Source organism: Tidjanibacter massiliensis (assembly GCF_900104605.1).
GTDB classification, from domain to species: Bacteria; Bacteroidota; Bacteroidia; order Bacteroidales; family Rikenellaceae; genus Tidjanibacter; species Tidjanibacter inops.
This window is the reverse complement of sequence record NZ_LT629960.1, coordinates 1544682-1568485: the sequence shown is the minus strand read 5'-3', so window position 1 is coordinate 1568485 and position 23804 is coordinate 1544682. Positions and strand designations below refer to the sequence as shown.

The following is a 23804-nucleotide window of genomic DNA, read 5'->3' as shown; positions in this document are numbered from 1 at the left end:
CTTATTTGCGGAAAGGCTTGTCGTTGTACCGGAGGAACGCATAACTGACCGCTACCGTTCCCCGCATGTGCAGCATCTTGTATTCGAGATAGTTGCTGCCGCGACGGAAGATATCCTTGAATCCCATCGAGAAACGGGCGGTCATCTTGACGCGAGGGACGATTTGCCATTCGTATCCCAGCAGCATGCCTGCATCCCATTTCCCGAGGTAGTCGTTGAAAACGGGCATCGCGTCCGGCGGTACGGGGCTGTCGGGCGTCACCATGATGGGCGGTTTCGACGGGTCGTTCGGATTCTCCACGAGTCCTTTGAGGGGGGTGGTATTGAACTGGCTCTTCAGTATGTAGCTGTAGTAGGCGCCGAGGTATATCCGGCTGCGTCCGCCGCCGAAGCTGTATCCGACGTAGATCGGTATTTCGAACATGGAGAAGTTCATGACCACGTTGGCCGTTCCACGGAACCGCGTGATGAAATCCTCGCCGTCGGGATTAGGCATCCTGAACTGCTGTCCGGATACCCACGCTTCGGCGTCGATGCCGACCTGTTTGTAGGTAAGTTCTGCCGTAAGCGACAGCCGGTAGGGCATGTGGGCGGTAAAGGAGAGGCCCAGCGAGGGACTCAGCTTCGGGACTGCGCTCATCTTCATGGCCCCGCCCCGCATGTGGGCGGGGGGCCAGGGGGCGGCGGCACCCAAGTCTACGCCGACGTGTACGCCGAAGGCGTATTTCGGCTGTTCGGTGCGGCGTTTCTCTGCCGTGCGCTCTTCGGTCGGGACGGGCTTGGAGTGAAGGACCGTTTGGTGCCATGCCTTTTCCCGTTCCTGTGCCGGGGCGGGTCCCTCTTCTTCGGCCGTCGAGGAAAGGGCGGTGTTTGCAGCGGGACATGTCCGTACGATGTCCGCGGGCTCCGGCGCCTGGCCGTAGGCGCTGGAGGTGCCGGCCGCAGCGGCCAGCAGCAGCGCGGCATATAGCGTGAGGTGTTTACTCTTCATAGATTAACCGGATGTTATCGATTTTCAGTATGGAGCCTACGGCACCTTTGTAGGAGTCGCCTTTGGACGAGGAGGAGAAAGTGACCGTCAGGTGGGTGTATGCAGGGTAGGCGCCGTCGTATTCCAGCGGGACGAACACTGTCTGCCAGGTGTTGTCGGGCACGACGAGGTCGGCCGTATCGCCGTTGTCGAGCGTGCCTGCCTGGGTGGCTACGATGGAGTGGCCGCGCGCTACCCGGTCGGCGTTGTTCTTGGAGTGCCACGTCCCGTCGGGATTCGCGCCGTGATATTCGAGTTCCTGGGAGAGGTCGCGCTGCCGGATGAGTTCGATGGCCAGCGAACCGGAGTCGCTCGAAGGTCCGTTGCCCGGGTGGTAGAGGATATCCACCTGCATCCCTTTGATGGGCTGGTTGGAGGAGAAGGGGATACCGTAAAACATCATGACGGCCGGGTCGTTCATGTTCCCCATGGGGTTGGAGTCGTCGAACCAGCCGAGGAAGAGCGAACCGGCGGCGAGTTTGCCGATGATGGTATTCTTGGTCTCCATCTGTACTGCCTTGCCCTGTCCCGGTGCCCCTTCCGTCTGGGTGGTGCCTTCGACTACCACGGGAGAGGTCATGTTGGCGGATGCCCAGTAGGGACTGCCCTTGATGCCTTTCGGGAGGGGTGTCTGCAGGTTGGCCCAGCGTTCGAAGTCGGCGTTCTGGAGCTGGGGCATGTAGGTGGTGCGCAGCGTCCATTCGCGTGTCTCGCCGTTCTGTGCGGTTACGGTGAACGGTTTGTCCTCCACCCGGGCGAATTCGACTGCGCCGGCACCGTACTGGTCGATGATGGTGCTCGTGGCCTTGTAGGAGAGCCCCATGCGTATGTTCATCGTCACGGGGAACCGTCCCGTTTGCAGGAAATTCACGGTCACCACCGCATTGTCGGTATCGATGCCGACGAGTTCCGCGTTGAATCCGCTCTCGGAGAAGGAGACGATGCGGAAGGAGGTTACGTCGGTTCCCGTCTCTTTCAGCGGCGGGCGGAGCCGGAATGTCCACATTTCGCTGTTCTTTCCGCTTTCGGAGACGACCTCCACCTCATTCACCGCTTCCGGCGAATCGAATACCAGCGGGTCGCGGCCGCCGTTTTGCGTGGCGATGCGTGCGTAGTCCGAAAGCTGGTAGTCGACAGCCACCGAGAGCGGATAGCCGTTGTCGTCCTTGGTGAGATTCAGCGTGATGGTGCGGTTATCGTAGTCTATTGTCAGGGGTTCCGCTTCGAGTTCCACGGTGTAGGGACGTACCTCTTTAAGCGTTACTCCGTAGAGTTCGCATTCGTCGGAAGCCTCCGGTTCGCCGTCGCTCCAGTCGCGGATGATGATTTTCCATTCATAGACAGTGCCGTCCGAAGCCTTCACCCCGAAAGTTTTCGGGTTTTTCCAGGAGTCGGTGCCCGTCCAGTCGAAGTTGCTCACGTTGACCAGCGATGCTCCGTTGCTTATCCTGATGTCCACTGTCAGGCTCAGTTCCCACGGGTCCAACGAGGCGTATTTCGGTTTGTGTATCTCCACCGCCCGCAGGTAGATGCACCGGTTCACGGGGTCTATGTCGGCCGTCCGGTCGGCATCCATCACGATGGCCGGTACCTTGGGGTCGGAAAGCGAATTTTCCCGTACCTCGGAGGCCGTGTATTCATAGGAGAAGTCGAGAACCGTGGCCACGGGGGAGTTGTACTCTTCGAGGGCCACTATCCAGCGCCGTGCGATGCCGTCCACCGTATCCAGCAGCCAGAAGGTATGCTCGCTCCCGATGTCGGGGAACGACATGTCGCTTACATCGCCGACGAGCGATACGCCGTCGGGAAGGGGTATCGCCATGTCGATGCTGATGGGGAACGGCGTGCCGGAGGAGGTGTTGATATAGAGTTTGAGCGTATCGGCGGTCGGTGTGTCTGCCTCTGCGGGGCGGCCGTGCCGGATGGTCGCTTTTTGCAGGGCGTTTCCTCCCTTGCCGGAGAGCGCTGCCGTTTTGGCCGGTTCGGAAGTCGCGGCGGTTTCGGTACCTGCGGCGCCGGTGGATGCGGAGAAGCGGTGCTCCTCGATAGAGAAACCTTTACTGCCCGGTTCGGCGGAGAATCCCGCCAGGTTGGTGAGCGCGAGGGCGGCTTCGTCCACCTCGGCGCTGTTGGCATTGACGACCGGGAGGACGGCCAGACCGAACGTCCACCGTTTTTCCGTACCGTCGCGGGCCACCACCGTGAAGCTGTGCCGCTCGTCCGCCGAACCGAATTCGTACGGCGTAGTGCCGTTGCCTTCGAGTGTGGCTCCGTCGCTGAGGCTGAATTCGGGGGTGAGCGTCAGCGGGAACTGCGGTGCGACGATGTTGGCCAGCACCATATTCCCCTCTTCGGGTACATCGCTGTCAGTGACCGTCAGCAGGTCGGCCACGATGCTTCCCTCGGGCACTTCTGCGAAGGTTACCTGCGGGAATATCTCCGCGTCGCTGCTGGTGGCGGTATAGTCGATTTTGAACGTGTATTCCCGCGGCATCCCGCTGAGCGCCTGTACGTAGAATTTGGGCTCCTGGAAGATGTAATTTCCGTTTTCGTCGAGGACGGGTTCGTTTCCGCTCTCGCCCCCGCGTTCGAGGTCTATCTCTATCCAGTCGTTAAAATCGAGCCCCGTAACGCGGTCTATCGGATTCTCGAAGTGCGGCTGCCCCTTGAAATAGAGCGGAAAGTTGTGAATGCCGTGCAGCACCGGGATGCGGATGGTGTTGCCGGCCATGACCGGTTCGCCTATCACGATTTCGCCGTCGGTACCTTTGTGTTCCGTTATTTCGAACGAGAAGACGGCATTGTAGTCGTTCAGCCCGTCGATGTCGCTGCATGCGGCCAGCAGCAGCGCGAGAAATAATACCGGAAAGAATTTGAAGTTTTTCATGAATCGCGTCTGTACGTTATAACTGTTGCATTGTCACCGCCGGACAGGCGGCGCCGGACTATACCGGTACGTCGAAATCGCGCAGGGCGTCGTTGAGCGATGTTTTCGTGTCCGTACTCTCCTTGCGCTGTCCGATGATGAGGGCGCACGGTACGCCGTACTCCCCGGCGGCGAACTTTTTGGGATAGCTGCCCGGTATGACCACCGACCGCGGCGGAACGTAGCCCTTGTAGGTGACGGGTTCCGGCTGCGATACGTCGATTATCTTGGTGGATGCCGTTATCACGGTACCGGCTCCGATGACCGCCTCCCGTGCGATGCGGGCCCCTTCCACGATGATGCAGCGCGAACCGATGAAGCAGTGGTCTTCGACGATGACGGGAGCGGCCTGTACCGGTTCGAGCACTCCGCCGATGCCTACTCCTCCGCTGAGGTGCACCTCTTTGCCTATCTGGGCGCAGGAGCCGACCGTGGCCCAGGTATCTATCATCGTGCCTTCGTCCACGTAGGCGCCTATATTGACGTAAGAGGGCATCATCACTACGCCCCGTGCCAGATAGGAGCCGTAGCGCGCCACAGCCGGGGGTACGACGCGTACGCCGAGTTCCCGGTAGTTGCGCTTGAGGTCCATCTTGTCGTTGTATTCCATTTCGCCTGCGTTGGTCTGGCGCAGTTCCCGTGTCGGGAAGTAGAGTATCACGGCCTTCTTTACCCAGTCGTTCACCTTCCAGCCTCCTTCCCCGTCCGGTTCGGCGGTACGCAGTTCGCCCTTGTCGAGCAGTTCGACCACTTCGTTCACCGCAGCCTGCGTTTCGAGGTTCCGAAGGAGCGTATGGTCTTCCCATACCTTCTCTATCAGCCCCTTCAGCTCTTCATGGCCTAAGTTTTCCATAATCATATCTTCTTTGAGATAAAACGATATTCGGGTGTAAACAGGTGTAAAATTAGCCATTTTTTCCGTCCCGCAACCATTTTCTCGTAAAGAAGGGCCGAATCGGGGAGGCAAGTCCCGATAAGTTTTGTATTTTTGTTTGCCGTACCGGTTCCTTTCGGAAGCATTTCATGAACTTAAAAAGATAACCGATGAAGAGAATCCCGTTTTATGTCGCGCTGGCGGTGCTGTGCCTCGCAATGACAGACTGTACCTCTAAGAAAAAGATGGAGATTAAGATGAAACCCTATCCGCAGACGGCGAAGGTCGATGTCTCGGATAACTACCACGGCACGGTGGTGGCCGACCCCTACCGGTGGCTGGAGGACGACAATTCCGCCGAAACGGCGGCATGGGTTGCTGCCGAGAACGAGGTGACGTTCGATTACCTTTCGCAGATACCCTACCGTCCGGCCATAGACGAACGCCTCACGGAGCTGTGGAACTACGAGAAGATAGGGGCGCCGACCAAGGTGGGCGACCGCTATTTCTATTTCCGCAACGACGGACTGCAGAACCAGAGCGTCCTCTACATGCTTGACAGCCTCGATGACCCGCAGCCCGAGGTCTTTCTCGACCCCAATGCCCTGTCGGCCGACGGGACCGCCGCCCTCAACAGCGTTGCTTTTTCGGAAGACGGGAAATATATGGCCTACGGTATCGCCAGGTCGGGTTCCGACTGGGTGGAGATATTCGTCAAGGAGGTCCCCACGGGCCGGGTGCTCGACGATGTCATCCGCTGGGTGAAATTCTCCGGTGCGAACTGGTCGGCCGATTCCAAGGGGTTCTATTACCGCGGTTACGAGGAGCCGGCGAAAGGTTCCGAGCTTTCGGGCCAGAACCAGTTCCAGAAGGTTTATTACCACAGGCTGGGTACGCCGCAGTCCGAAGACGAAATCATCTATGCCGACCCGCTTCACCCGCTCCGCTATTACGACGGTTTCGATGACGGCGATACGGGCAAATACCTCTTCGTAAGCGTTTCGGAAGGAACGTCCGGTACGCAGCTGATGTACAAGCGCACAGGTGTGCGCGAGCCGTTCCGTGTCATCCTCAAAGGGTTCGACCACGAATATGCCGTGGCCAAGGTCAGGGACAACATGCTCTACCTCTACACCAACGAAGGGGCGCCCAACTACCATCTGCTCCGGCTGGATGTCCGCTTTATGCCTTCGCCTGCCGAGAAGATACTGCCCGAGGACCCGAACATGCTGCTGCAGTCGGTGCATTTCGTGGGTGACTACATCTTCGCCATCTACATGAAAGATGCCTCCAGCCGCGTTTACCAATATACGCTCGACGGCGACCTGGTGCGTGAAGTCGCTCTCCCCGGTATCGGTACCGTAGCCGGTTTCGACGGGAAGGACGATGCGACAGAGACGTTCTATACCTTCTCCACCTTCACCGCGCCGCCCGCCGTGTACCGCTACGACCTGGCTACCGGAGAGTCCACGCTCTTCGCCCGGCCGGAAGTGAAGTTCAATCCGGACGACTTCGTGACCGAACAGGTCTTCTTCGCCAGCAAGGACGGCACACAGGTGCCCATGTTCCTCTCCTATCACAAGGGGTTGAAGAAGAACGGCAAGAATCCCGTGTACCTCTACGGTTACGGCGGTTTCAACGCCCCGCTGACGCCCGGATTCAGCCCCACGAACATTGCCATGATGGAGCAGGGTGCCATCTATGCCTCGGTCAATCTGCGCGGCGGCAACGAGTACGGCGAGGAGTGGCACAAGGCGGGCATGCTTGCCAACAAGCAGAACGTCTTCGATGACTTCATCGCGGCGGGCGAGTATCTCGTCAGGAACAAATATACCTCCAGCAGGAAACTCGCCATATCGGGCGGCTCCAACGGCGGACTCCTTGTGGGCGCCTGCATGACGCAGCGTCCCGACCTCTTCGCCGTGGCCTTCCCGCAGGTGGGCGTGCTCGACATGCTCCGTTACCACCTCTTCACCGTAGGTTGGGGATGGGTGGTCGAATACGGTTCGAGCGACGACCCCGAACAGTTCGAGTACATTTACAAATACTCCCCGCTTCACAACATCAAGGAGGGGGTATGTTATCCGGCGACGATGATAACCACCGGTGACCACGACGACCGTGTGGTGCCGGCCCACTCGTTCAAGTTCGCGGCTACGCTCCAGCAGGCGCAGGGGTGCGACAAGCCGGTGCTTATCCGCATCGACACCAATGCCGGCCACGGTGCCGGGAAGCCGACCGCCAAACGCATCGCCGAGGCGGCCGATATCCTGTCGTTCTTCTTCTGGAATACCGACACCGACTATCGGCCGGTAGCCGAATAGCGGCGGACGTTCCGCAGCAGGACTGCGGCGATATATCCGAACGTATCTCTAAGTCTTCCGCCCGGCGGGGGACTTAGATTTCGTTAGGGCGCGGGGAAGCGTGCGGCCGGTATGCCGTACGTGCCTTTCGTCCGACTTGGGAAAAGACCCTACATAGAGAAAATAATATGGACAATATGAAAGTGTATAAATTCGGCGGCGCGTCGGTAAAAGATGCCGCCGGAGTACGCAACATCGCCTCGATAGTGGGTGCCGAAAAAGGGAGGCTCTTCGTCATCGTCTCCGCCATGGGAAAGACGACGAACGCGCTCGAGGGGTTGCTCGATACGTTTTACGACGGGAAGACCGCCCTGGCGTTGGAGCGCCTGCAGAATATAGTCGATTTTCACAACCGGATAATCGCGGAGCTCTGGGGCAGGCCGTTCCTGCCCGACCGGGTGGCCCGTTTCTATATGGAACTCGAGGAGACGGTGGCTTCTTCCAATCCTGCCGTGCGTGAATACGAGGTGTGGTACGACCGTATCGTGGGGTACGGGGAGCTCATCTCTACTTCCATCGTGTCGGAATACCTCGCTGCGGTCGGTATCGCCAACACGTGGGTGGACATGCGGGAGTGTTTCGTGACGACGGCGCGCCACAAGGATGCGAATGTGGATTTGGAACGGTCGGCCGAGCGGCTCGTTCCACTCGTGGAGGCTGCCGATTCGCGCGTCTATGTCGGCCAGGGATTCATCGGGGCTACCGAGGACGGAGCGCCTACCACGATAGGGCGCGAGGGTTCGGACTATTCGGCCGCGGCGGCGGGATATATTCTCGGTGCGGAGAGCGTGACTATCTGGAAGGATGTGGAGGGTATTCTGAACGGCGACCCGAAGCGGTTCGACGATGTCTGCCATATTCCGGAGATGAACTACCTCGATGCCATCGAACTCGCTTACAGCGGGGCGCAGGTAATCCATCCCAAGACCATCAAACCGCTCCAGAACAGGAATATTCCTCTCCATGTGCGCTGTTTCCTCGACCCTGCGTTGCCGGGCAGCGTCATCCGCGCCGGCGTGCAGAAGAACCGCGAGATACCCATCCTCATCGTCAAGCCCTCGCAGGTGCTGCTGACCGTCCGGGCCAACGACTTCTCCTTCATTTTGGAGGAGCGCTTCGCACAGATATTCGCCCTGCTCGACGAGTATATGGTGAAGGTGAACCTCATCCAAAGTTCCGCCGTGAACCTCGACCTTTGCATGGACCGCACGCGGCATCTGGAGGAGCTCACCGAGCGGCTCCGGCAGGAGGGGTACTATACGCGCTACAATACCGATATGGAGCTCATTACCATCCGCAACTATACGCCTCAGCAGCTCGCCGCGCTGGAGGGGGCGCAGGATGTCTATCTGGTGCAGCGGACGCGCCGCACGCTGCAGGCGGTGAGAAGAAGGGAGGAGTAGGACGATGGAGATACTGAGACAACAGTTTCTGAGACATATCGGCCAGACCTCGCCTTCGCCTATGCTGGTGGAGGTGGCACGTGCCGAGGGGGTGTGTTTCTTCACTCCGGAGGGAAAACGTTATTACGACATCATCGCGGGGGTTTCGGTGAGTAACGTGGGGCACGGCAATCCGGCTGTCACGGAGGCCGTGTGCCGTCAGGCCCGCGACTACATGCACGTGATGGTCTACGGAGAGCTGGTGGAGCGCCCGCAGGTGCGCTATGCCGCCCGCATCGCGGAGTACCTGCCTGCACCGCTCGATGCGGTCTATTTCGTCAATTCCGGTGCGGAAGCGGTGGAAGGGGCGCTGAAGCTCGCCAAGCGCTTTACGGGCCGCCGGCGCATGGTGGCCTGCCGCAATGCGTACCACGGCTCCACGCACGGAGCGATGAGCGTCATGGAGAGCAGGGAATTCTCCGACGCCTACGGCCCGATGCTGCCCGGTGTGGATTGGATACGGTTCAACGAACCGGAGGATTTGGGTCGGATTACCGAAGAGACGGCCTGCGTGCTCGTGGAGCCCGTGCAGGGCGAGGCGGGGGTGCGGATTCCGCAGGAGGGGTATCTGGAGGCTCTGCGCCGTCGCTGCGACGAGGTGGGTACCCTGTTGATTTTCGATGAGATACAGACCGGTTTCGGTCGGACGGGGGAGATGTTCGCCATGTCGAAATACGGTGTGACACCCGATATCGTCTGCCTGGCCAAGGCGCTTGGCGGTGGCATGCCCCTCGGCGCCTTCGTCTCTTCTGGCCGGATAATGGAGTGCATTTCGCATGACCCGGCCCTGGGGCATATCACCACCTTTGGCGGTCATCCCGTCTGCTGTGCGGCAGGGCTTGCTGCCATGGAGTATATTATTGATGAAGGGCTGCTGGGGAGCGTCGAACGCAAGGGGGCGCTTTTCGAGACGCTGCTGGGCGGTCACCCCGCCGTGAAGAGCATCCGTCGCAGCGGTCTGCTGTTGGCTGTGGAGCTCGGCGAGAGCAGGAAACTCTACCGGATAATGGAGCATTTCAAGGAGAGCGGCATCCTGAGCGACTGGTTCCTTTTTTGCGATACCGCCTTTCGTATCTCTCCGCCGCTGACCATCACCGACGAAGAGGTGGCGGAGGTATGTCGGATAGTCGTCGATTGTCTCGACCGGCTGTAAGGGCGGAATTGCCTGCCCTGTTGCACGGTACTTTTCCGTTTGTCCGGAAGGACCGGTTGCGGAGATGACGTTTCGGACAGGAGAGCCCGGCCGCACCATGGTGCAGCCGGGCTTCTCTATTTTTCGGCTGCCGGTTAGCATATGACGGCCGTCGTGTCTGCCTGCGGACGAATTTGTATGTATCCGTGCATTTTGTCCGCTTTCCGGAAAGGAACGGCACAATAATGGCATGGCGAATCCTCCGAAATGAATTCTTTGTCGGATTTTCAGCATGATATTCATCCGTTTGGTACCGTGCGATTGAATATGCGCAGTGGCATTCTGTCGTTTTTTAATCCGGTAAACATAGTATAGAGGCGTACGGGGTACTTCCGAGGCAGGGGGCCGTGACGAACTGCGGCGGCGGAAGCGCTGCGGCAGCCTCTGCGCGTTTTTGCCGGCTTTCGGCGGAGAGGTTCGGGCGGAGCCTGTTCCAGCGGCCCGGCGGCAGGCGAGGAGGGAAGAGTGCCGGTATGAATAATTAGAAGATTGACTTAAATCGATATATTGATTATGAAAACTGTTATACATCTTTATAATCCGTCGGAGAACGGAGTCGTGGAGTATGGGTTTATCGACTCTCCGTTCGGGAGATGCCTTGCGGCTTTCAACTATTCCGGCCTCTGTTCTTTCGAATTCGTGGATTCGGAAGAGCGGGCGGCTGCTGTGCTCCGGCGGGTGTGGGCCGATTCCTGGGTGGGCCGCAACCGCGCTTTCGACAGGATATCGTTCAAGGAGCTGTTGTATGACGGGAAGAATCCTTTGCCGCTCTGTTTCAGGAGCACGACGTTCCAGTCGGCGGTATGGCAGGCCCTGCTGCGGATAGCTCCGGGAGAGACCATGACCTATGCCGAGGTCGCGGCGGCTGTCGGGTGTCCCGGGGCTGTCCGGCAAGTGGCGTTGGCCATCGCGGCGAACAGATTGGCCGTGGCCGTACCGTGCCACCGCGTCGTGTGCGGCGACGGTGGTGGCGGATACCGCTGGGGTCGGGAGCGGAAGAAGGCGATAGTGGATTGGGAGCGGATGGCCATGTAGGAGGGATAACGGCGCTGCCGCAGCAAGATGCGGCGAAAACCGCCGACGGTTTGTCCGGTGTCGCGGGATTGTTTATTTTTGTGCGCCCGGAGCATGTTGCGGTGTAGGTGCGTGGCTGTCCGGGGAGGAGTTGCGGGCGATGTCCGTGACGAACGGAAAGAGATGCACCTGATTATGGTACGTTGGATAAAAGGTATTGTGGCGGTCGCGGCCCTCGTGTTCACGAACGAAGTGGCGGCGCAGGAGAGACGTTGCCGTGCGGAATTTGGCGGCGGCGCAGATATAGTAAGCAATTACATGTGGCGGGGACTGCGGGAGGCAGGTGTCAGTTTCCAGCCTTCCCTGTCGTTTTCCGTCGGGGCGTTCTCCATCGCTGCCTGGGGGTCCACCGATTTTGCAGCCGCCTCCTACCGGGAGATGGACCTGACGCTTGCTTACGGGGTCGGTCCGGTAGACCTGTCGCTCGCCGACATCTATTGCGTCTCGCCGGCAGGGGAAAAGCGGGATAGCTACGGCTATTTCAGTTTCGGCAAAGGGTCGCCCCACCGTATCGAAGCGGGCATTAGGTGGCGCATTTCCGAACAGGTTCCCGTCGCGCTCGCATGGTACACGACGCTGTTCGGCGGTTCGGATTACAATGCCGCCGGCAAACGGGTTTTCGCTTCCTATTTCGAGATTTCGTATCCTTTCACCTTCAAGGGCATCGACCTGGAGGCGGGTATCGGCATGGTGCCGTGGAATGCCTACGGCGTTTACGGTATCGACCGCGACTTCTATGTGCAGGATGTCCACTTCAATGCCGGGCGAAGCTGGCGTTTCGAGGGGCTTGCCGGACTGGAATTCGGTATCTTTACCTCCGTAAGCTGGAACCCTGCTCTGGAAGATGTCAATTTCACGGGCGGTCTCTCTTTCCGCATGTAATTTCCAGGTCGGTCTCTTGCCGCGGCGGCGGATTCCCGAATGGCCGTTTTCCGCAACGACATACGCAATGGGAAAAATAAAGGTTGTCTTCTGGCGGAGTGAGGTGCCGGAGCGCCTGCGGCTCTCAGACCGGGTGTCGTGGCTTCCTGTCGGGGTCCGTGTCGGACGTATCGTGACGGCCGGCCGTTTCCGGCAGTGTGTGCCTTCTTGTTGCCCGGCGGATGTGTCGTGTGGCGTTTTCGTAGGCTGCTCATCATGTATCGTATCACCGGGAGTGTGACGTCGTCGATGCTCGGTGGTTGCACCTTGTCGGACGAATTGTCGCCGGGCCGACCGGGTAATACGGTGGACGGCAGAAGCGGTTCGTTCCGTTGCCTGTGGCAGGTGTCGTGCGTGGGAGAGCAGAGATACCGGACGGATGTGGGACAAAATAATACGGGCCCCTTCAAGGGGCCCGTATCGTTTCGGAACGACAGGGTTTATTCCGCTGCGGTTTCGGGCGTCATGAGAATCTCGATGACGTTGCCATCGGCGAGAATCTTGGCGGCCAACTGTTTGAAGTAGTCGGACGTAAAGCCGTTCACGGTCTCCATGTAGTTCGTATCGAGGTCGTAACCGTAGAGGTGGTAGTTCACGAGGGTACCCAGCCAGTAACCATTCTGTTTGATTTGGTCGGGATACTGTTTGGTGAAGTACTCCTTAATCTTGCTGAGGTCTTCCTCTTTCACGCCCTCCTCGGAGAGTTTCTGAATCTCGTTCACGATATCCTGCTTGAGCTCGTCGGCCATAGCCGGGTCGGTGTCGAAGATGGTGAAGAGCATGTAGGTCTGTACCGGAGCGAACGATGCGTCGCCGCTGGTCTGTACGCCGTAGGTACCGCCCTTCTCCTCACGCAGGGTAGCCGTGTAGCGGATATCGAGTATCTGCGAGAGGAAGTCCATGGCGAGAATGTTCTCCAACGTGTAGGGCATTTCGCCGGTGAAGATGGTCAGGACGCTGGTCTTGGGCATCTCCATGGTGGTCGAGAAGTGGTTCGTCACCTTGCCCTGCGGATACCGTACGCCGTCGTCTTCCCACGAATAGCCCTGTTTGGTGCTGGGCAGCGAGCCGATGTACTTCTCTACGAGCGGTTTCAGCGTTTCGAGGTCTACGTTGCCCACGATGGTATAGGTGAAGTCGTCGGCATTCCGGTAGAGCTTGTCGTAAATCTGCTGCATCTTGGCGAAATCTATCTGGGAGAGATTGTCGTAAGTGAGCATTTCACGGCGCGGGCTGTGGTTGTAGAGCGTGCTGGTCAGCGTGTCCTGCAACTGGAACATCGGGTTGCTGGCCATGTTCTGGTAAGCCGACTGGAGTTTGTCCATCAGTACGTTGAAGTCGCTCTCGTCGAACCTCGGAGAGGTGAACGACAGGTAGAGGAGCTGGAGCATGGTTTCGAGGTCCTTGGGCGAAGCCGAAGCATAGAAACCGTTGCTGTAGTTACCGATGAAGGGGCTGACGCTGGCCATCTTGCCGGTAAGCTGCTTGCGCAGGTCGCTGGCATTGAACTTGCCCAGACCGGCCATTGCGGTGTAGTCGGGCAGCACGGTAGCCGAAAGAATCTCGTCGTCGGCGAGTACCGATTTACCGCCCTTGGAGATAACCTGCATGGTCACCTCGTCGGCCTTGAAGTCGGTAGGCAGTACGACGATTTTAGCGCCGTTCTTGAGGGTCCATATCGTTGCGCCGAACCGGTCGGTTTCGGTCGTCTTCACCTTCGAGCCTTTGAGTTTGGTCTTGGCCGGAATGAGGGGCTCTATCACGAAATCTTCGATGTTCGCTTCGAGTTCGGCTGCGCGTACCTTGCCGATGGTCTCCTCTATCTGTTCCGCGGTGGGTACGACGGCATCCGCTTTCTCCGGAGCCATTACGATGATTACCTGGTTGGTCGGGGTGAGGCGCATCTGCTGTACGAATTGGTTGAGCAGGTCGAGGTTGATTACCTGCAGCAGGTAGTTGTTGAATTCGTATTCATCCTCGGCGCTCATCATCGGTGCGTTGAGCATGTAGTTGTAGATGAACGGCCACATGAACTCATCGCTGCGGCGGTCGTCGCGGCGGTCGTACTCCTGCTGTATCTGGCGTTCGATTTCGGTCTTGGCGCGGTCGAATTCCGACTGCGTGAAGCCGAAGCGTATCATCTTCTCCACTTCGGTGTACATGGCGTCGAATGCCCTCAGGGCTTCGCCGTCACGGGCGTTGGCCTGCACGAGCGTCACATCCATGGCGTTGACCATATAACCGCTGTACATTCCTCCGGAGATGAACGGTGCGTCGGGTTTCTGGGCGATGTCGCTGAAGCGTTCGTCGGCGATGGTCATCATGAAGCGGTCGAGCATGTCGAGCATGGCGACATCCGGTGTCTTGTTGTATTCGGTGGGTATCGGTTCCCTCTTGATATAGAGCGTCACGTTGGTCCCGGTGAGTTCCGGGTCGGTGATGATGCCCACGATGGGTTCGTCGTTCGGGGCAATTACGATTGTCTGCTTGGGTTCCGGGTTCTCTACGGCGGGAATGTCGGACATCAGGGCGATGACCTTCTGTTCCATCATGTCCACGTCGAAATCGCCGACGATGAAGAGCGCCTGCATGTCGGTGCGGTACCAGCGGTGGTAGAAGTCGCGGAGCTCCTTGTGGTCGAAGCTGCGGAGGCCCTCTTCACTGCCGATGATGTTGCGGGTCGTGTAGCGCGTATCGCCGTAGAGATAGGGCCTGAGTTTCTCATTGGTCCGCCAGCTTGCGTTCTGACAGGTGCGGAGCTCCTCGACGATGACACCGCGCTCGTTGTCAATCTCGTCGCCGTCGAGCGTGATGTAGTACGCCCAGTCGTGGAGGATGAGCAGGGCGGAGTCGATGACGCCTTCGCGGGTGACAGGCACGTTGGACATGTTGTAGCAGGTCATCTCCTGTGCGGTGAAGGCGTTCAGGTTGGCACCAAATTTCACGCCGATGCTCTCCAGGTAGTTAATCATGTTCTTGCCCGGGAAGTTCTCGGTCCCGTTGAAGGCCATGTGTTCGAGGAAGTGTGCGAGTCCCTGCTGGGAGTCCTCCTCCTGCAGTGCGCCCACATTGTCGAAAATCCAGAATTCTGCCTGATTGGCGGGTTTGTCGTTGTGGCGGATGTAGTAAGTCATCCCGTTGTCGAGCACGCCCTTGCGTACCTCGGGGTCATCGGGAAGCTCCTGTGCGAACAGCCCCGTAACAGCTACGAGTGTCGCGGCTACCGTTAAAAAGATTTTCCTAATCATAACATTAACTTTAAGAGTTGATTGAACTTATGTGTAATTGTCTTTCATCGCGTGTCACTGCTGTCTGCCGGGGCGGAGCCCCTCCTCCGGTTACTCCGGGTCCGGTTCGTCCGGGCGGTATTCGATGATGTCGCCGGGCTGGCACTCCAGAACGCGGCATATCGCATCGAGCGTCGATATCCGGATGGCCTTGGCTTTGCCCGTCTTGAGTATCGACATGTTGGCCTGTGTGATATTGACGCGTTCGGAGAGTTCGTTCAGCGACATCTTCCTTTTGGCCATCATAACATCTATGTTGATTATAATCGCCATGCCTCTCAGTCTTTCTTGTATGCTTTCATGCGTGTCATAGGTTCCCGGTCAGATGGTGAGTTTCTGTTCTTCGCTCAGCGTGGAACTGATGGAGAATATCTCCGCGATGATGAAGATGAGTACGCCCATGATTATCTCTCCGAAGTTGAACGGGAAAGCCGTGTTTATCGCATAGGGACTTCCTGCGAAATAGGGTGCGGCGGCCCGCGCTTCGAGCCAGCTCATCAGCGAGAAGAGCAGCGAAGCGGCTATCAGCAGGATGCCGATGGCCCGCGTAAGGGCGATGTTCGACTTGCGGAACACGTCGTCATTGCGGATGCTTTTCCGCAGGGAACCGATGATGACGAACAGTATCACGAATATCGCGGCATAGGTCATCATGGCCAGCAGACCGTAAACGATGCTGTAGGAGTTGAAGGCGGAGGTGCCGGAGGAACTTCCCGCCGGCATGACGGCCTCCAGGTCGAGGAGCGACGGCCGGGCATACATCGTGACGCTGTCGGCGGCATTGCGGTATATCGGTATGTCGAAACCCGTGGTGCTGGTGGCTACCCGCAGGTCGTACATGAGTTCGACGTTGCGGCCGTCGGCCATCCGTGCGGCGGCCACCATGCGGCGGGCGTCGTTCCGCCCCGTATTGAAGTCTTCGCCGGAAAACCGGGAAACCGTCCGCACGATGCCGAAGGCTATCACGACGAAGAACACGACGTACAGCGTGGTGATGCGGCGCAGTATGGTCTTTTTGGACTTCATGATTCAATAACAATTTATCGTAATTCGATATGCAAATATACGGCTGTTTTCCGGAAAAACAATAGTTTTTTATTGTTTTTCGATATATTTTTATTCTTAGCCCTTTGTCATGCCGGCAGGCGCTTGCCGTTTCGCGGGATTATGCGTATCTTGGTAGTGGCCGTACATGGCGTGCCGCAGGAGGTAAAACTGTGGCAAGTTAATAATTATTACCGGCTTATGGACAATAAAAGGGAATATATTTACAGAATAGAACCGGGAGATGCCGATTTCATGAAACGGGCTACGCTCATGTCGCTCGCCGATTACATCCTGCACACGGCGGGGGAGGATGCGGACCGGGGCGGGTTCGGCGTGCGCGACCTCAACCTGCATAACGCTTCGTGGGTATTGACGCGCATGGCGCTGGAGGTGGAGCGCATGCCTGCCGAGTACGAACGTATCCGGGTTACGACGTGGGTGAGCGCCGTGACCCGTGCCATGACCACCCGCAACTTCGAAGTGTTCGACGAGAAAGGCGTCAGGATAGCGTGCGCCGTTACCAATTGGGCTATGCTCGACCTGTCGGCCCGGCGCATGCTCGACCTGCACCTGCTGCCGGCCTACGACTCCATGACGCAGGATTTCCCGCTGCCGGCCGCACTGCCGTGCCGTCTGGCTCCGCTCTCCGGCGGCCGGGAGTACGAACATGCGGTGGTTTACAGCGACCTCGATTTCAACTGCCATGCCAACAGCGTGAAGTATATCCAGTGGGCGGTCGATACGCTGCCGCTGGAGCTGTTGCAGCAAAAGCGCTTCGCCCGGACGGACATCAATTTCATTCGGGAGGCGCGTTACGGGGAGCGGCTGCGCATCGTGGCGGCGGAGGAAGCCCTCGCTTTCGAGATACGGAATGCGGAGGGAGAGGCCGTATGCCGTATCGCTTTCCGGATGGAGTGACTTTCGGTGCCAGATGCTGTTCGCGTACAGAATTTTGCCTGCCGGAAAACGATTATTTCCTGCCGGAAAGCATGGCGGGTACGGATTTTGCTGAACAGAGGGAATACGGAGACTGTGATTTTAAGACATAACTTATAAACTTTAAAGACTATGGCAAACGAAAAAAAGTATGAGCGCAGCATCGAACTGCTGAACAATGCGCTCGCGGAGGAGAACACGGCATCGTTGCAGTACATGTATTTCCACTTCATCTGCGAGGACAAGGGGTACCGTCCGCTGGCGCAGTATTTCAAGAGGACGGCCATTCAGGAGATGAAACATGCCGAGGAGTTCGCCGAACGTATCCTGTTCCTCGAAGGCGAGGTGAAGATGGTGCTCGCGAAAGGCGTAAAGCACATTACGGAGGTCCCGGAGATGCTCGACTATGCGCGTGAGCTCGAAAAGGGGACGATAGAGGATTACAATGCGTGGTCGAAAGAGACGGCTGCGCTCGGCGATGCGGGTTCCCACAAGTTGTTCCAGGACATCCTCGTGGTGGAGGAGGGGCATATGGACCAATTCCGTCTGGAGATGGAGAACTCGAAGGAGTACGGCAAGGAGTACCTTGCGCTGCAGGTGGTGGACAACCTCAAGAACGCGGAGTAGGGAGACGCTGCGGCTTATGGAAAGGAGGGCGGTCTTCGGGCCGCCTTTTTGCGTATAGGAGCGGGCACACGGTCTCTGGAGGCAGATGATGGTGCGCCGCGGCCGGCAGGAGAACCGGAAACGGGGTGGCTGCCGTTTCGGTCGTCCCTTGCTGTGTCCGGCAATCGGATGCGCAGCCGGAATCCGGAGCGCGGTTTACGGATGTCGTCTTTGTATGCCGAATATCTCCCGCTGTACGGAGCCGGCGGCGTTCCTCCGCCCGGCCATGCTTCCCGGCGTCAGTTGGTGACCGTTATGTCCGTCTGCATTCGGGAGCGGCTGGATGAGGGAGCTTGCTGCCGCAGCGGCAGGGAAAACGGCCGTGCTTCCCGGAGCATGAGCCGATACCTGTTTCGTGTCGCCGCGTTTCGATGCGGATGTGCCGTTTCTTCGTTTCGGCTGCATTGCCTTGCCGCTTCACGATGGGATGGCATTCGGTGGAAACCGTTCTTTTTCATCGAATATAAACTTATCTTTGCAGGGCAGTTGAATTCGGAAAGATATGTTCATATCGCTTGTCATACCGGTATATAACCGGCCGCAGGAGGTGCGCGAGCTCCTCGAATCGCTGACGCACCAGACGCGGCGCGACTTTGAGACGGTCGTGGTCGAGGACGGTTCCGCGCCGGAACTCTCCTCGGACGGGGTGGTGCGGGAGTATGCCGACCGGCTGGATATCTGTTATGTCCGCCAGCCCAACGGCGGCCCGGCGGCGGCCCGCAATACCGGTGCGGCCCATGCGCACGGCGATTTTCTGGTCATTATGGATTCCGACTGCATCGTTCCGCCGGGTTATTTCGAAACCGTCTATGCGGAGGTGGAAGCCCGCGGCATCGCCTTTTACGGCGGTCCCGATATGGCGGCTCCCGATTTCAGCCCTTTGCAAAAGGCGGTCAGCTACTCCATGACCTCGGTTTTCACCACCGGCGGTATCCGGGGAAACAGGCGCAGCATCGGTAAATTCTCTCCTCGGAGTTTCAATCTCGGCATCTCGCGTCCGCTCTTCGAACAGGTGGGGGGCTTCAGCGACATGCGCATCGGCGAGGATATCGACTTCAGCATGCGTGTCATGGCGGCCGGGGCACAGGCCTGGTTCCTGCCCGATGCGAAGGTGTGCCACAAGCGGCGGACGAGCATGCGGCTCTTTTTCAAACAGGTTTTCGTGTTCGGTACGGCGCGGGTGAACCTCGATATCCGCCATCCGGAGTCGCGCAGGGCGCTCTTCATGCTGCCTTCGCTCTTTACGATTGGTTCGGCGGCACTGCTGCTTGCCGCGTTGTGCACGAGCCCCTGGTTCCTGCTCGCCGTTGTCGGGGTGGCGGCCCTTTGGGCTCTCGGCACTCCCGTTCAGTGGGGCGGCCTGCTGCTGGTTCTCTTCGGTGCCGTCTATGCGCCCTGGTGGTTCAGCCTTCCTTTCGGGGCGCTCATGCTGCTGTGGTTCGCGGACGCCTCGGTGCGTAACCGGAGCGTTGCGATAGGGTGGCTCGCTGTATGGACATCGTTCATACAACTTTACGGCTACGGAGCAGGCTATCTCTACGGGCTTTGGCTGCGGCGTGTCCTTCGGAAGGACGAGCCTTATACCTATAGGGTGACGAAATTTTTCTCGCAGAAGACGCGTTGAGCTTTCCGCCGGTTTCGCTTTCCTTCCGCCTCTTTGCTGTTATCCTTTTGTCTTTCCTGTCGGAACGCTTCGCAGCGTGGTACTGTTTTTGCCCATGCTCGTTTGTGTTTATGCCTGTCTGGATTAGGGGCGGGGATGTTCGATTAAAACGCATGACTATGGCAGAGATAAGGATACGTTCGGACAGGAGGGTGGACTCCACCGACAACAACGGATTTGCGGACGGTACGCGGGACGAGACGGCCATTGCCGCCGACCTGACGGAGGAGGTCTCCGTAGACGAAGAGATACCGGAAGCCCTGGATGAAGCCGGGGTAGGGCACCGGCCTGTTTATGATGAGGCGGGGGTGCGCGGCGACGACTGACGGGCCCTTTGCGGGGCCTGCCGTTACGGCATCCCCATGCCGGAAAAGAGAAGAACGGGCGCGTGTTTGTCACGCGCCCGTCGGATTTGCAGCGGTCAGGCCGGACCTGCGGCTTCGGCTGCAGCGGGCGAACCGTATCCCCCCTCGGGTTATTTCCGGGAAGTGTCGCCGGTGGGGAGGCTGAAGAGGAATTCGAGCCCGCCTTCACGGCGCTCTTTGGCTGTTATGGTTCCGCCGTGGAGACTTACGATGTTCTTCACTATCGACAGTCCGAGCCCGGAACCTCCCGCGTCCCTCGTGCGTCCCTCGTCGAGACGGTAGAAACGTTCGAAGAGCCGGTTGAGCTTGCTGCGGTCGCCGATGCCGCAGCCGTCGTCGGCGAAGGAGATGTAGACATACCCGTTGCGTTCGGCGCGTTTCCCGATGGTGACGTGTACCCCTTCGCCCGCGTGGTTTATCACGTTGTCGGTCAGGTTGCGGAATATCGAGTAGACGAGGCTTTCGTTGCCGTTCACCGTGAGGCCCGCCGGCAGGGTGTTCTCCACGGTGATGCGTTTTGCCTGCAGGGCCGGTTCGAGTTCGGCCGTCACCCGGTTTATCACCGCGCCGAGGTCTATTCTGCCGAAATTGAAGGAACCCGGCGTGTCCTCTATCTTCGTGAGCAGGCTCATGTCGCGGATGAGTTCCGATAGCGCGAGCGTCTGCCGGTAGGCTTTGGTGATGAAGTCCCGCTCCTTTTCGGGCGGCATCGGCGTTTCGAGCACCGTTTCGAGGTAGCCCCGGATGCTCGTTACCGGTGTGCGGAGTTCGTGGGCGATGTTGCCGGTCATCTCCTGTTTCAGGCGGCGCGTCTTCTCCTGTCGGGTGATGTCGTTGAACACCACCTCGAAACTTTTGTCGTCGAAAACGTTCACGCGCAGCAGGAACTCCCTGCCCTGGTCCTGAAGGTGCGTTTCGAAATACTGTTCTCCAGACCCGGACGCGAGGAAACGTCGGACGGGTTCGAATACGTCGAGCGTCAGGAGGGCGGGGTTGTCGCTTACCACTACGTCGCTGATGGTATTCATGTATTGCAGGAACAGGCCGTTGTAGAATTCCACCGAGCCGTCCGGTCGAAAGAAGCATACCCCCTCGGCCGAACTGTGTACGTGCTGGAGCAGTTTTTCGCGTTCGCGAACGAGTGTCCGTTCACTCTCCTTCAAGCTTTTGTAGCTGCCGGCTATGCGCTGGCCTATCTCCCCGAGCTCGTCGTGGGGAAAGTGCGCCGTGCCGAGGTCGGCATCGGCGTCGTCCGCTGTGGAGGCGAAGTCGCGGAGCCGTTTGACCGACCGGCCGAAAAGGCTCCCCACATAGTGGATGAAGAGCAGGCCTACGGCGAAAAGGATGACGATGAAGTAGAGGAATCCGTTGTCGGGCTGGAGGAAGTGTTTTACCTTTACGTCGTAGGGCAGCGCCACGCGAACGAAGTCGTTGCCGAAGTATTTGGCGTAGTAGATGTATGGGATGTGGTTCGAGGCCGAGGTGCGGATGTCGTAGGAGGCACCCTGCTTCCGTGCGTTCGCCACTTCCGGCCGCCCGGCGTGGTTGTCGAGTTCGCCCGGTTCGGCGAACAGGTTGTCGTATACCACCTCTCCGGAGGCTCCGATGACCGTGAGGCGCAGTTCCTGCGGCAGCAGGGGAAGCAGTACCTTCAGGTCGATGCTGTCGGGGGTGTCGCCGGCCACGCACGCGTGTATCATCTCCGCATAGGCGTCGAGCCGCTCCTCCAGCGCTTCGGTACGGTAGCGCCGTGCCTGGCCCTGCTCGAATACCACCACTCCGGCGGTAAAGATGACGAATATGATGAGGAAGCTGAGCGTGAGCCTCCGCTGGAATGTCAGTTTCATTCTTCTGTGTAGTTAAAACGGTATCCGTATCCCGGCCTGCTCGATATGAGCGACGCCTTGGCTCCCAGTTTCTTGCGCAGCCGCGTGATGTGGACGTCCACGGTGCGTTCCGTCACGAAGGGCGCATCCTTCCAGATGCGGTCTATCAGGTCCTCGCGGCTGAAGACGCGGGCGGGATTGGAGGCGAGCGTCGTAAGGATGTCGAATTCGGTGCGCGTCAGCGGAATGGCATGGGGGCCGATGATTACCTCTTTGGTGTCGAAATCTATCGTGACGTCGCCGAAGACGAGCCGGCCTTCGCGCTGTCCGGGGCCGGCCGACTGTCCTGCACTGCGTTTGAGCACTGCTTTGACACGGGCCACCACCTCCTTGATGGAGAAGGGTTTGGGAATGTAGTCGTCACCCCCTACGGAGAAGCCCGTCAGCATGTCGTTCTCCGTATCCTTGGCTGTCAGGAAGATGATGGGTATCCGATTGCCGTCGTGACGGAGCTTCTCGGCCATTTTGTAGCCCGACATGCCGCCCATCATGACGTCGAGCAGTATGAGCGCATGTTCGGGCGTCAGCTTCCGAAGGGCCTCCTCGGCGGAGGTCGCCGTATCTACCCGGTATCCTTCGTTGGAGAGATTGAAGCCCAATATTTCGCATATGTCCTTTTCGTCGTCTACGACGAGTATCCTTTCGTCCATGTGTATGACGTTTTTTGAATCTGCTTTCGCAAAGATAGGATTATTCTTTGTTCCTGTTGTGCTTGAGTATCTTGGCGTCTATGTAGAAGACGATTTCCTCCACGATGTTGCTGCAGTGGTCGCCGATGCGCTCTATCTTGCGGAGCACCAGCAGCGTATCCAGTACGCACCGTGCCTGTACGGGTTCCTTCTGCATGTATTCGGCCAGCAGGCGGATGTCGTCGTGGTAGATTTCGTCCACCGTTTCGTCCTTGGCGAGTATCCGTCCGGAGAGTTTCGTGTTCTCCGATTCGAGCGCCACGAAGCTGTCCGACAGCATGGAGATAACCGTATCGAACATCGTGCCGACGCGAAGCTCTTCCTTGAACGAATCCGGCAGGGCGGCGCACTCCTCCTCTATCACATGGCGGGCGATGCCGTCGGCGAAATCGGCGATGCGCTCCAGCGTGCCGCTTATCTTGATGAGCGACAGCACGAGCCGGAGGTCTACGGCGACCGGCCCGAACAGCGCGATGTAGTTCTCGCAGTCGCTGTCTATCTTGAGTTCGTAGGTATCTACCCTCTTTTCGCGGCTCGCCACCTCACGGGCGAGTTCCGCATCGTTGTTCAGATAGGCCTGGCGGGCCTTCTCGAGTTGCGAGAGCACCAGCCCCCACATCTGGCTGACCTCCTCGCGCAGGAGCGTCAGCTCTTTTTCCGTATGTTTCATTGTCCTGGTCGTTGCGCTTTGTCCGGTTAACCGAACCGGCCGGTGATATAATTCTGTGTCTGTACCTTGTCCGGATTGAGGAACATCTTCTTGGTGTCGTTGTATTCGACCAGCTCGCCCAGCATGAAAAAGCCCGTCTTGTCGCTTACCCGTGCCGCCTGCTGCATGTTGTGGGTGACGATGACGATGGTGTACTCCTTTTTGAGCGAATGGATGAGTTCCTCTATTTTGGAGGTGGAGATGGGGTCGAGCGCCGAGGCGGGTTCGTCCATGAGGAGTATCGAGGGCGAAACGGCCAGGGCCCGCGCGATGCAGAGCCGCTGTTGCTGCCCGCCGGAGAGTTCGTAAGCCGACTTTTTGAGCTTGTCTTTCACTTCGTCCCAGAGCGCTGCGCCCGCGAGCGACTCTTCCACGCGCTGCCGAATGAAGGCTTTGTCGCGGACGCCGTTTACGCGCAGCCCGTAGGCCACGTTCTCGAATATCGACTTGGGAAAGGGGTTGGGCTTCTGGAAGACCATGCCCACGTTCTTGCGAAGTTCGTCCACATTCACCCCTTTGCCGTAGATGTCGTTGCCGTCCACGAGGCATTCGCCCGTGAGGCGCGTCCCGGGGATGAGGTCGTTCATCCGGTTGAACAGCCGCAGGAAGGTGGACTTGCCGCACCCGGAGGGACCGATGAAGGCCGTCACCGTATTGCTCTCCATGGTCATGCTGATGTTCTTCAGCGCATGGAAGTCGCCGTAGTAGAAATCGACGTTCTTTGCTTCTATCAT

Annotated in this window: 19 protein-coding genes; 9 read left to right on the top strand and 10 right to left on the bottom strand. The window is 58.6% G+C overall.

Going from position 1 to position 23804, the window contains the following annotated elements:
* Position 1 precedes the first annotated feature (1 nt).
* From BQ5361_RS07605 to BQ5361_RS07595, 3 genes are read right to left on the bottom strand one after another with little or no spacing between them, the layout of a single operon-like run.
* Positions 2-991: an outer membrane beta-barrel protein gene (locus BQ5361_RS07605; protein ID WP_035473505.1), complete on the bottom strand. Its 990-nt coding sequence runs from the start codon at positions 989-991 to the stop codon at positions 2-4.
* Positions 981-3917 (bottom strand): PCMD domain-containing protein, encoded by a 2937-nt coding sequence (locus tag BQ5361_RS07600; RefSeq protein WP_035473507.1) that lies wholly within the window; start codon positions 3915-3917, stop codon positions 981-983. The genes BQ5361_RS07605 and BQ5361_RS07600 overlap by 11 nt, the downstream gene beginning before the upstream one ends.
* Before the next feature lie 58 nt (positions 3918-3975).
* On the bottom strand, positions 3976-4809 hold the full coding sequence (locus BQ5361_RS07595; protein WP_022063724.1) for a 2,3,4,5-tetrahydropyridine-2,6-dicarboxylate N-succinyltransferase: 834 nt from the start codon (positions 4807-4809) through the stop codon (positions 3976-3978).
* 191 nt (positions 4810-5000) lie between these two features.
* Here BQ5361_RS07595 and BQ5361_RS07590 point away from each other — a divergent pair, with 191 nt between their 5' ends.
* From BQ5361_RS07590 to BQ5361_RS07570, 5 genes are all read left to right on the top strand, one after another.
* Positions 5001-7154, top strand: coding sequence for a prolyl oligopeptidase family serine peptidase (locus BQ5361_RS07590; protein ID WP_035473509.1), 2154 nt, complete (start codon positions 5001-5003; stop codon positions 7152-7154).
* 176 nt (positions 7155-7330) lie between these two features.
* Positions 7331-8596, top strand: coding sequence for an aspartate kinase (locus BQ5361_RS07585; RefSeq protein ID WP_035473547.1), 1266 nt, complete (start codon positions 7331-7333; stop codon positions 8594-8596).
* Between the two features lie 4 nt (positions 8597-8600).
* Positions 8601-9788, top strand: coding sequence for an aspartate aminotransferase family protein (locus tag BQ5361_RS07580; protein ID WP_035473511.1), 1188 nt, complete (start codon positions 8601-8603; stop codon positions 9786-9788).
* Positions 9789-10340: 552 nt separating this feature from the next.
* Complete coding sequence (locus BQ5361_RS07575) at positions 10341-10862, top strand: methylated-DNA--[protein]-cysteine S-methyltransferase (RefSeq protein WP_052131065.1); 522 nt, start codon at positions 10341-10343, stop codon at positions 10860-10862.
* 93 nt (positions 10863-10955) lie between these two features.
* A complete protein-coding gene (locus BQ5361_RS07570) occupies positions 10956-11783 on the top strand; it encodes a TorF family putative porin (RefSeq protein ID WP_257526759.1) in 828 nt (275 codons plus the stop codon).
* A gap of 479 nt (positions 11784-12262) precedes the next feature.
* On the opposite strand, the gene BQ5361_RS07565 is transcribed toward BQ5361_RS07570, so the two are convergent.
* The 3 genes from BQ5361_RS07565 to BQ5361_RS07555 all read right to left on the bottom strand — a co-directional run bounded on the left by BQ5361_RS07565 (position 12263) and on the right by BQ5361_RS07555 (position 16135).
* A complete protein-coding gene (locus BQ5361_RS07565) occupies positions 12263-15070 on the bottom strand; it encodes a M16 family metallopeptidase (protein WP_035473512.1) in 2808 nt (935 codons plus the stop codon).
* Between the two features lie 90 nt (positions 15071-15160).
* Positions 15161-15382, bottom strand: coding sequence for a helix-turn-helix domain-containing protein (locus tag BQ5361_RS07560; RefSeq protein ID WP_022063717.1), 222 nt, complete (start codon positions 15380-15382; stop codon positions 15161-15163).
* Positions 15383-15430: 48 nt separating this feature from the next.
* A complete protein-coding gene (locus tag BQ5361_RS07555; RefSeq protein ID WP_022063716.1) occupies positions 15431-16135 on the bottom strand; it encodes a DUF2975 domain-containing protein in 705 nt (234 codons plus the stop codon).
* Positions 16136-16354: 219 nt separating this feature from the next.
* Between BQ5361_RS07555 and BQ5361_RS07550 the strand changes: the two genes are divergently transcribed.
* The 4 genes from BQ5361_RS07550 (at position 16355) to BQ5361_RS07530 (ending at position 19747) form a co-directional block, all read left to right on the top strand.
* Positions 16355-17074, top strand: a complete 720-nt coding sequence (locus BQ5361_RS07550; protein ID WP_022063715.1) for an acyl-[acyl-carrier-protein] thioesterase — start codon at positions 16355-16357, stop codon at positions 17072-17074.
* A gap of 150 nt (positions 17075-17224) precedes the next feature.
* A complete protein-coding gene (locus tag BQ5361_RS07545) occupies positions 17225-17719 on the top strand; it encodes a ferritin-like domain-containing protein (protein WP_022063714.1) in 495 nt (164 codons plus the stop codon).
* Between the two features lie 541 nt (positions 17720-18260).
* A complete protein-coding gene (locus tag BQ5361_RS07535; protein WP_035473514.1) occupies positions 18261-19382 on the top strand; it encodes a glycosyltransferase in 1122 nt (373 codons plus the stop codon).
* Between the two features lie 158 nt (positions 19383-19540).
* The gene (locus BQ5361_RS07530; protein ID WP_022063712.1) at positions 19541-19747 is read left to right on the top strand and encodes a hypothetical protein; all 207 of its coding nucleotides are present in this window, start codon (positions 19541-19543) and stop codon (positions 19745-19747) included.
* A 149-nt stretch (positions 19748-19896) separates the two neighbouring features.
* On the opposite strand, the gene BQ5361_RS07525 is transcribed toward BQ5361_RS07530, so the two are convergent.
* The 4 genes from BQ5361_RS07525 to pstB are packed head-to-tail and all read right to left on the bottom strand — an operon-like array spanning position 19897 to position 23804.
* Positions 19897-21633, bottom strand: coding sequence for a sensor histidine kinase (locus tag BQ5361_RS07525; protein WP_035473515.1), 1737 nt, complete (start codon positions 21631-21633; stop codon positions 19897-19899).
* Entirely contained in the window at positions 21630-22322 is a 693-nt protein-coding gene (locus BQ5361_RS07520) for a response regulator transcription factor (RefSeq protein ID WP_022063710.1), read from the bottom strand. The genes BQ5361_RS07525 and BQ5361_RS07520 overlap by 4 nt, the downstream gene beginning before the upstream one ends.
* Before the next feature lie 40 nt (positions 22323-22362).
* The gene (phoU, locus tag BQ5361_RS07515) at positions 22363-23031 is read right to left on the bottom strand and encodes a phosphate signaling complex protein PhoU (protein WP_022063709.1); all 669 of its coding nucleotides are present in this window, start codon (positions 23029-23031) and stop codon (positions 22363-22365) included.
* A 26-nt stretch (positions 23032-23057) separates the two neighbouring features.
* A complete protein-coding gene (gene pstB, locus BQ5361_RS07510) occupies positions 23058-23804 on the bottom strand; it encodes a phosphate ABC transporter ATP-binding protein PstB (RefSeq protein WP_035473516.1) in 747 nt (248 codons plus the stop codon).

What these genes read in the sequence shown, in the direction of transcription:
- BQ5361_RS07605 (WP_035473505.1), bottom strand. Translation starts at nt 991, where the DNA reads ATGAAGAGTAAACACCTCACGCTATATGCCGCGCTGCTGCTGGCCGCT.
- BQ5361_RS07600 (WP_035473507.1), bottom strand. Translation starts at nt 3,917, where the DNA reads ATGAAAAACTTCAAATTCTTTCCGGTATTATTTCTCGCGCTGCTGCTG.
- BQ5361_RS07595 (WP_022063724.1), bottom strand. Translation starts at nt 4,809, where the DNA reads ATGGAAAACTTAGGCCATGAAGAGCTGAAGGGGCTGATAGAGAAGGTA.
- BQ5361_RS07590 (WP_035473509.1), top strand. Translation starts at nt 5,001, where the DNA reads ATGAAGAGAATCCCGTTTTATGTCGCGCTGGCGGTGCTGTGCCTCGCA.
- BQ5361_RS07585 (WP_035473547.1), top strand. Translation starts at nt 7,331, where the DNA reads ATGAAAGTGTATAAATTCGGCGGCGCGTCGGTAAAAGATGCCGCCGGA.
- BQ5361_RS07580 (WP_035473511.1), top strand. Translation starts at nt 8,601, where the DNA reads ATGGAGATACTGAGACAACAGTTTCTGAGACATATCGGCCAGACCTCG.
- BQ5361_RS07575 (WP_052131065.1), top strand. Translation starts at nt 10,341, where the DNA reads ATGAAAACTGTTATACATCTTTATAATCCGTCGGAGAACGGAGTCGTG.
- BQ5361_RS07570 (WP_257526759.1), top strand. Translation starts at nt 10,956, where the DNA reads ATGTTGCGGTGTAGGTGCGTGGCTGTCCGGGGAGGAGTTGCGGGCGAT.
- BQ5361_RS07565 (WP_035473512.1), bottom strand. Translation starts at nt 15,070, where the DNA reads ATGATTAGGAAAATCTTTTTAACGGTAGCCGCGACACTCGTAGCTGTT.
- BQ5361_RS07560 (WP_022063717.1), bottom strand. Translation starts at nt 15,382, where the DNA reads ATGGCGATTATAATCAACATAGATGTTATGATGGCCAAAAGGAAGATG.
- BQ5361_RS07555 (WP_022063716.1), bottom strand. Translation starts at nt 16,135, where the DNA reads ATGAAGTCCAAAAAGACCATACTGCGCCGCATCACCACGCTGTACGTC.
- BQ5361_RS07550 (WP_022063715.1), top strand. Translation starts at nt 16,355, where the DNA reads ATGGACAATAAAAGGGAATATATTTACAGAATAGAACCGGGAGATGCC.
- BQ5361_RS07545 (WP_022063714.1), top strand. Translation starts at nt 17,225, where the DNA reads ATGGCAAACGAAAAAAAGTATGAGCGCAGCATCGAACTGCTGAACAAT.
- BQ5361_RS07535 (WP_035473514.1), top strand. Translation starts at nt 18,261, where the DNA reads ATGTTCATATCGCTTGTCATACCGGTATATAACCGGCCGCAGGAGGTG.
- BQ5361_RS07530 (WP_022063712.1), top strand. Translation starts at nt 19,541, where the DNA reads ATGGCAGAGATAAGGATACGTTCGGACAGGAGGGTGGACTCCACCGAC.
- BQ5361_RS07525 (WP_035473515.1), bottom strand. Translation starts at nt 21,633, where the DNA reads ATGAAACTGACATTCCAGCGGAGGCTCACGCTCAGCTTCCTCATCATA.
- BQ5361_RS07520 (WP_022063710.1), bottom strand. Translation starts at nt 22,322, where the DNA reads ATGGACGAAAGGATACTCGTCGTAGACGACGAAAAGGACATATGCGAA.
- phoU (WP_022063709.1), bottom strand. Translation starts at nt 23,031, where the DNA reads ATGAAACATACGGAAAAAGAGCTGACGCTCCTGCGCGAGGAGGTCAGC.
- pstB (WP_035473516.1), bottom strand. Translation starts at nt 23,804, where the DNA reads ATGATAGAAGCAAAGAACGTCGATTTCTACTACGGCGACTTCCATGCG.